Origin of the sequence: Bathymodiolus heckerae thiotrophic gill symbiont (genome assembly GCF_900128515.1) — a bacterium.
GTDB lineage: Bacteria > Pseudomonadota > Gammaproteobacteria > PS1 > Pseudothioglobaceae > Thioglobus_A.
Genome location: NZ_FQTP01000073.1, coordinates 1 through 7,336, shown reverse-complemented (window position 1 = coordinate 7,336; position 7,336 = coordinate 1). Strand labels below are relative to the sequence as shown.

Here is a 7,336-nt window from a genome sequence, read left to right as displayed (position 1 = left end):
GATTGTTTGTCTGCTCAATCCTGTTAATTCCTTGATTTGAACTGCGTTCAAATCAAGAGAAAAATACTTAATTATTTCTCTAAATTTCTTCTCTGAAATACGGGAACGATTTACATACTTGTTTTTTACTTTCATAACGGTACTTTAACATGATTTTAAATATGCTTGGGTTGTCATGACCCTTAATTAATACTGTTGGTTGGGCCACTGATATTAACTCTAAAAATCTTGCAAAACAATATATATTAAAGATTACTCTAGGGGTTGAATCTATTTCTGTGCAAGAGCTTAGAATTAAAATGAACGCTGAAGAAGATTTTATACTTTTGGATGTTAGAACTTTCAAGGAAAGAGAAGGGTCTAAGACAATATTGCCTACAGGTGAAATCCATATTCCTAGAGGCATGTTGGAAATAAAAGCTTGGAATAAAATACCTAAAGATCAAGAAATTATTGTTTATTGTGCCAAAGGTTCGCGTGGTCGAATGGCTACAAAAACATTGACTGATATGGGCTGGGACGATGTGGTAAATCTGTCTGGAGGAATTAAAGCGTATTATGAGTTGATTGATAAAGATTGTGGTTGCGACGCACAAAGTATCGCTAATACGCCAAAATTGTAAAATTTCAGAAATTTTGCAAATACCATAACTAGAATGCTGTTTTAGAGCTTAAAAGTGCCTTAAAGTGGCATTTTTTCGTTAAAAAACAAGTATTTATACTATTTTTTAGGAAGGCAAGGTCTTTCTCTTTGCTATTTTTACCTCATTCGCATTATTTCTAAAATTTTGTTGCACTATAATTTGTCCATGATCAGATCAATTATTAGTTCAATGCGATTGCCATTTTTAATACTGACACCAGTGTGTTTATTTTTGGCCTGGAGTCCTGTTTTTTCCAAGGGTGTTGATATTCAAGTGCATTTATTTGTACTGACATTCATTGGTGCAGTGATGGCGCATATTAGTGTTAATACTTTGAATGAATATCTTGATTTTAAAAGTGGTATAGATCTAAATACCAATAGAACCGCATTTAGTGGCGGTAGCGGGGCGTTGCCTAATAACCCTGAAATGCTGAAAACTATTTTCACCGTTGGTGTTGTATCTTTATTGATAACACTATTGATCGGTGTCTTTTTTATCTGGACCTATGGCTGGCAATTATTTCCTATCGGCATGGTTGGGTTAATATTGGTTATTGCTTATACTCGTTGGATCAATCGTTATCCTTGGCTGTGTTTGATTGCATCAGGTTTTGGATTTGGCGTATTAATGACTGTGGGTGCACATTTTGCCGTTACTGGATTTTTTAACGATAAATTATGGTTAATTAGCTTAGTGTCTTTTTTCTTGGTAAATAATTTATTGTTGTTAAATCAATATCCAGATATTGATGCGGATAAAGCGGCTGGTAGAAATCACTTCCCAATTGCTTATGGTGTATCAGCAAGTAATGCGGTGTACTTGGTGTTTTTATTACTCACTATGTTGGTTGTTATTCTTGGTGTTTTGATAGATAGCTTGACAAATTTAAGTTTGATCGCTCTATTGGCAATATTTCCAGGATTTTATGCATTAAGTGGCGCTATTAAATTTAAAGAAGCTATCGGCCAACATTCTCAGTATTTAGCGGCCAATGTATTGGTTGTGCTGTTGGTGCCAGTTTTACTGGGAATTACCATTCTATTTGGGTGATTAATGCTCTCTAGTGGCGCTAAAGGTAAGATTAGGGTGGCGCCCCATGGTAAGTTGAAGGTTAACCATCGAAGGCGCTAAATATGCCAACATGCCAGCAGAGTCGATAGCAACATTGTTACCAGCTTTGATTTTTAGCTGTTCGATATCTTTGTCATCTCCAGTTACCCAGCGCGCTGTGGCAATAGCAATTGATTCAAACTGACAGTCAACACCGTATTCATACTTTAGGCGATGAGCGACCACGTCAAATTGCAAGATACCAACTGCACCTAATATTTGTGAGGTGTTGATGATTGGACGAAATACTTGCGCAGCACCTTCTTCTGAAAGTTGGTTTAGGCCTTTTTGCAAAGCTTTAGCTTTAAGTGGGTCTTTAAGTTGAGCACGACGAAACAATTCTGGCGCAAAGTTAGGGATGCCTTGGAAAGTTAGCTTTTCACCTTGGGTGAAGGTGTCACCAATACTAATACCACCATGGTTATGAATGCCGATCACGTCACCTGCATGGGCAATGTCTGTACTAGAGCGTTCACGCGACATAAAAGTAACCGCATTAGCAATTTTAATTTGCTTGCCAGTTGACACTTGTAAGACTTTCATGCCTTTTGTGTATTCACCACTAACGATACGCATAAAGGCTAATCGGTCATGGTGTTTTGGATCCATGTTGGCTTGAATTTTAAAAATGAATCCAGTGAGTTTGGTTTCATCGGGTTTAACTTCACGTATGTCTGACTCTCTATTTTGAGGGATAGGTGCGTATTCAATAAAACCGTCTAGTAAGTTTTGAATACCGAAGTTAGAAATGGCTGAGCCAAAAAATACTGGCGTTTGTTTTCCCGCTAAAAAATCATCCACGGTGAATGGTGTCGTGGTCTCTCGAATAAGTTCTACTTCTTCACGCATTTCAGCTGCAACATCAGCACCCAAAATTTCATCAAGCTTTGGATTATCAACACCTTTGATAATGACATTTTCACCAATTTCAGAGTTCTTTCCTGCTTCGTACAAGTAGACTTTGTCTTCAAGTAAATGCACCACACCCTTGAAGCGCTTACCCATGCCGATTGGCCAAGTAATTGGTGCACATTCAATGTTAAGTACGGTTTCGACTTCATCTAATAGATCAATTGGTTCTTTACCTTCACGGTCCATTTTATTGATAAAGGTAAGGATGGGTGTGTCACGCAAACGACAAACTTCCATCAGCTTAATGGTGCGCATTTCAACACCTTTGGCAACATCAATTACCATTAATGCTGAATCTACAGCAGTAAGTGTACGATATGTATCTTCAGAGAAATCTTCGTGTCCTGGCGTATCGAGCAAATTGATAACATGGTTGTCGTACTCAAACTGCATGATTGATGAAGTAATGGAAATTCCTCTTTCCTTTTCCATTTCCATCCAGTCAGAAGTTGCATGGGTACTGGATTTTCTAGCTTTAACACTACCGGCAGTTTTGATCGCACCTGCATAGAGTAACAATTTTTCGGTAACAGTGGTCTTACCTGCGTCAGGGTGAGAAATAATAGCAAAGGTACGACGTTTAGAAACTTCAGACATAATTAACTTTTATTGGTAATAATTAACTCAACGCCAGATTCGTCAAACATCTCTTTTGAGAGTTGAACGCTTTCATTCCAGTTATCAAGTTCTTTGGATTTTTCAACCACGACTTTTTTAATGCCCACTTGAATAATACCTTTGGCACATTCTGAGCAAATTGGCAGGCCGTAAACATATAAGGTTGCGCCATCCAACGAGGTGCCAGAGTAAGTGGCATTGTAAATAGCATTCATTTCTGCGTGAACCACTAACTTATACTTAGTATCGCGATTATTGTAGCGTTCATCGGTATCATGAATGCCACGTGGAAAGCCATTAAATCCTTGAGATAAAACCTCTTTTTTACTGCCAACAGTGACAGCACCAACCTGAGTTGATGGATCTTTTGACCAGGTAGATACCTCAGCTGCTAAAGCTAGGTAGCGTTTGTCCCATTTGTCCAATGTATTCATCTAGCGTATTTTAATAGATGCTAGGCTAACAAGCACTAAAATTAAGGTAATCATCCAAAAGCGTACAATGATTTTCGGCTCTGAAATGCCTTTTTTTTCAAAGTGGTGGTGAATCGGTGCCATTAAGAAAAAGCGTTTTTTAGTGCGTTTATAATAGGCTACTTGAATAATGACTGAAACGGTTTCAGCAACAAACACGCCACCCATAATAAATAGTAAAATTTCTTGACGAAGAAGAATGGCAATAACCGCTAAGATTGCACCAAGTGCTAATGAGCCAACATCACCCATGAAGATTTCAGCAGGATAGGTGTTAAACCATAAAAATCCAAGACCAGCACCCATGAGTGCAGCGCAGATTACAAATAATTCACTCGTGCCTGGCATAAAAGGCATGTTGAGGTAATTAGCAAAGTTGTAATTGCCACTAATGTAGGCAAATAAAGCCAGTGCACTAGAAATTAAGATAACCGGCATAATGGCTAAGCCGTCTAAACCATCGGTTAAATTCACCGCATTTGAAGAACCAACAATAACAAAATACGTCAGTACAAGAAAGCCAGCAATGCCTAATGAAAAAGTAATGTCTTTAAAAAATGGAATTAGTAGTTCGGTTTGGATGGGATTGTCAATTGTTATTACAATCCAAAGCCCAATGATAATTGCACCAACCGACTGACCGAGCATTTTTTTGCGCGAGCTTAGTCCGTCAGAAGATTTGTGTTTAATTTTTAAGTGATCATCAATAAAACCAATACCACCAAAAATAACCGCTGTAGCTAATACAATCCATAAATACACACTTGACCAGTCCGCCCAAATCAGTGAGCTAATACTAAAGGAAAATAAGATCATTACACCACCCATAGTAGGTGTGCCTGATTTGGACAAATGGGATTTTGGGCCATCTGTCCTGATTACTTGGCCAATTTGATATAAATGTAATTTCTTAATAAAGTAATGTCCAAGTGTAAGGCTAATGAGTAGCGCAGCCAACATGGCTAGAACAGCTCTTAATGTTAGATAGTTAAGAACCTCAAAACCAGAGTCAAATTGCGTTAGAAAGTTGATGAGCTCTAAAAACATAAGCAGTTAGTTGATGTCATTAATCGATAGCAATTCTAATTTAAAAATTAGAATACTATCAAAAGATAAGCCACGATTACTATCACCATAGATTTGGTAATACGGTGCAATTAGTGTGCGAGTTTCACCAACACTCATCTCTAATACTGAAGTGTCAATAAGGCTAATAATAGTGCCAGATCCTGCCGAAAATGGCAGTGGCTCGCCAGCTTCTCTCATGTTGGTGCCATCATCTAAGTCGATCGTTAAATTAACCTTAACTAAATCACCTTTATTGGGTTTGTCGCCATTACCAGGTTGATTAATTTCAGAAAAATGCCCTTGTTCGGTTAATTTCGCATTGACATAATTGGCACGTACAAAGCTTGCAAGTTCGTCTTGCTTCTTTTTTAGTTTTTTCTTTTCTTGATTGTTACGCGCTTCATTGATCGCATTAAAAGCTGCTTCGTCAGTATCGAAATTTTGAGCTTTCTCGCCAATGCGAATGATTTTTACCTTGCGAATAAAGTCACCTTTTTTGATATCATTAACCACATCCATGCCTTCAACAACATAGCCAAAAACAGTATGCTTTCCATCTAAATGTGGCGTTGCTACATGAGTAATAAAAAACTGTGAGCCATTAGTGTTTGGACCAGAGTTGGCCATAGACAAGGTGCCAGCCTTGTGGTGTTTTAAATCTGTAATTTCATCCTTAAATTTATAGCCCGGACCACCTCTGCCAGTACCTTCTGGATCACCACCTTGAATCATAAAGTTATTGATAACACGATGAAATTTCAATCCATTGTAAAAAGGCTTGCCCGTTTGAATATTTGATGCCTTTGTTCCCTGCGCTAGACCAACAAAATTAATGACAGTTAGTGGTGCTTTTTCAAACTCAAGTTGAATAGTGATATCACCTTGGTTGGTGTGTAAGTTTGCATACAAACCATTGTCAAGTTTTGCTTGGGATGAAATTGAAATAAGGCTGGCAAAAAGCAGTGCTAAGAGACGTGTCATATGAGGATTTTTAATCATAAAATAAAGTCATTAATGATACCGCAAAACACAACAAAAATAAGGGTAACAATTAAAGGGATCCTCTATAAATTCTGGTGAAATTTTGCAAGTGATTTTAGGTTTTTTAACCAGGCATAATTTTGTAGGCAATAGTTATTCATATTGCGGGAAAATTTAACAAAGTTAAAAAAAGCCAAAAATTCTTGCCCGAAGGGACTTAGCTAAATTCTTATAGGCGTTATAAAATAATCCACCCTATGAATGACTAGGGTTGTAAAATTTTACTTCCCCTATAAAAATTTAGCGTTGTCAAAAATTATCAGAGTTTACGGAAGATCCCTAGAGTAAAATACATCTAAATTTATTATTGCTTTACCCAAGGAGTAGCACATGTCTTTATTGATTACCGATGAATGTATTAACTGTGATGTTTGTGCGCCGGAATGCCCAAATGATGCTATTTATATGGGTGATGAAATCTATGAAATAGATGGCGACTTATGTACAGAGTGTGTTGGTCATTTTGATGAGCCACAATGTGTTGAAGTTTGCCCTGTAGATTGTTGTCTACCTGATAAAAATCGCGTGGAAACTGAAGAAGAATTGCTGGCCAAATTAAAGTAAGTTTAGTCATGCATTAAAAAGGCGACCCTTAGGTCGCCTTTTTAATGTTTAGCGTTTTAGGTTTATTTTCCTAATGTCGCTTTTAACGCTGCCAACAATAGAGTGATATTCTCTTTTCTTGAAGAATGCCCCATTAGGCCAATGCGCCATACTTTGCCTGCATAAGCACCAAGACCTGCACCGATTTCTAAGTTGTAATCATTAAGTAATGTTGCACGAACAGCTACATCATCAACACTTTCTGGAATGAATATAGAGTTAAGTTGTGGCAGACGATCGGCTTTGTCTACTAAGAATTTAATACCCATTGCCTCAAGACCATCTCTTAATTCTTCATGATTCTTTTGATGACGTGCCCAAGAATTTTCCAGGCCTTCGTCAGTAATCATTACTAATGATTCATGTAAACCGTACAAAGTGTTTACAGGTGCTGTGTGGTGGTAAGTTCTTTTTGCGCCCTCGCCCCAGTAACCCATTACCAGGTTTAAATCTAGGAACCATGAAGTAACAGGTGTTTTTCGGTTTTTAACTTTTGTTAAAGCGCGTTCATTAAAGCTCACTGGAGAAATACCCGGCATAGCTGACAAACATTTTTGCGTACCAGAATAAATTGCATCAATTTCCCATTCATCAACACGTAGCTCAGAACCAGCTAATGACGTTACTGCGTCAACAATAGTAATACAATCATTTTCATGAGCAATCTTACAAAGTGCTTTAGCGTCTGATTGTGCACCCGTTGAAGTTTCAGCGTGAACAAAAGCTAAGATTTTTGCATCAGGATGATCCTTTAAGGCTTGCTCAACTTTATCAACGGTTACTGCCGAACCCCAATCATCTTCAACAACAATTGCTTCGCCACCAAGACGCGTGATGTTTTCTTTCATACGCATGCCGAATACA

The 7,336-nt window shown here is 37.9% G+C and carries 8 protein-coding genes; 3 read left to right on the top strand and 5 right to left on the bottom strand.

Translation table 11 applies throughout. From position 1 onward, the window contains the following. Positions 1-278: 278 nt before the first annotated feature. On the top strand, positions 279-623 hold the full coding sequence (locus tag BTHERMOSOX_RS08325; RefSeq protein WP_283204850.1) for a rhodanese-like domain-containing protein: 345 nt from the start codon (positions 279-281) through the stop codon (positions 621-623). A 210-nt stretch (positions 624-833) separates the two neighbouring features. Then, complete coding sequence (locus BTHERMOSOX_RS08320; protein WP_138120622.1) at positions 834-1,697, top strand: prenyltransferase; 864 nt, start codon at positions 834-836, stop codon at positions 1,695-1,697. Here BTHERMOSOX_RS08320 and BTHERMOSOX_RS08315 read toward each other — a convergent pair whose 3' ends face one another. Genes BTHERMOSOX_RS08315 through BTHERMOSOX_RS08300 form a run of 4 tightly spaced genes read right to left on the bottom strand, consistent with a single transcriptional unit; the run spans position 1,698 to position 5,827 of the window. Beyond that, a complete protein-coding gene (locus tag BTHERMOSOX_RS08315) occupies positions 1,698-3,266 on the bottom strand; it encodes a peptide chain release factor 3 (RefSeq protein WP_138120619.1) in 1,569 nt (522 codons plus the stop codon). A gap of 2 nt (positions 3,267-3,268) precedes the next feature. Further along, a complete protein-coding gene (locus BTHERMOSOX_RS08310) occupies positions 3,269-3,721 on the bottom strand; it encodes a deoxycytidylate deaminase (protein WP_138120618.1) in 453 nt (150 codons plus the stop codon). Next, complete coding sequence (gene mraY, locus BTHERMOSOX_RS08305; RefSeq protein ID WP_138120617.1) at positions 3,722-4,807, bottom strand: phospho-N-acetylmuramoyl-pentapeptide-transferase; 1,086 nt, start codon at positions 4,805-4,807, stop codon at positions 3,722-3,724. A 6-nt stretch (positions 4,808-4,813) separates the two neighbouring features. Further along, positions 4,814-5,827 (bottom strand): peptidylprolyl isomerase, encoded by a 1,014-nt coding sequence (locus tag BTHERMOSOX_RS08300; protein ID WP_249360658.1) that lies wholly within the window; start codon positions 5,825-5,827, stop codon positions 4,814-4,816. Between the two features lie 372 nt (positions 5,828-6,199). Between BTHERMOSOX_RS08300 and BTHERMOSOX_RS08295 the strand changes: the two genes are divergently transcribed. Beyond that, complete coding sequence (locus tag BTHERMOSOX_RS08295) at positions 6,200-6,433, top strand: YfhL family 4Fe-4S dicluster ferredoxin (protein ID WP_138120616.1); 234 nt, start codon at positions 6,200-6,202, stop codon at positions 6,431-6,433. Positions 6,434-6,495: 62 nt separating this feature from the next. On the opposite strand, the gene BTHERMOSOX_RS08290 is transcribed toward BTHERMOSOX_RS08295, so the two are convergent. Beyond that, on the bottom strand, positions 6,496-7,336 hold an 841-nt coding region (locus tag BTHERMOSOX_RS08290; protein WP_138120615.1), incomplete at its 5' end, for a pyridoxal-phosphate-dependent aminotransferase family protein.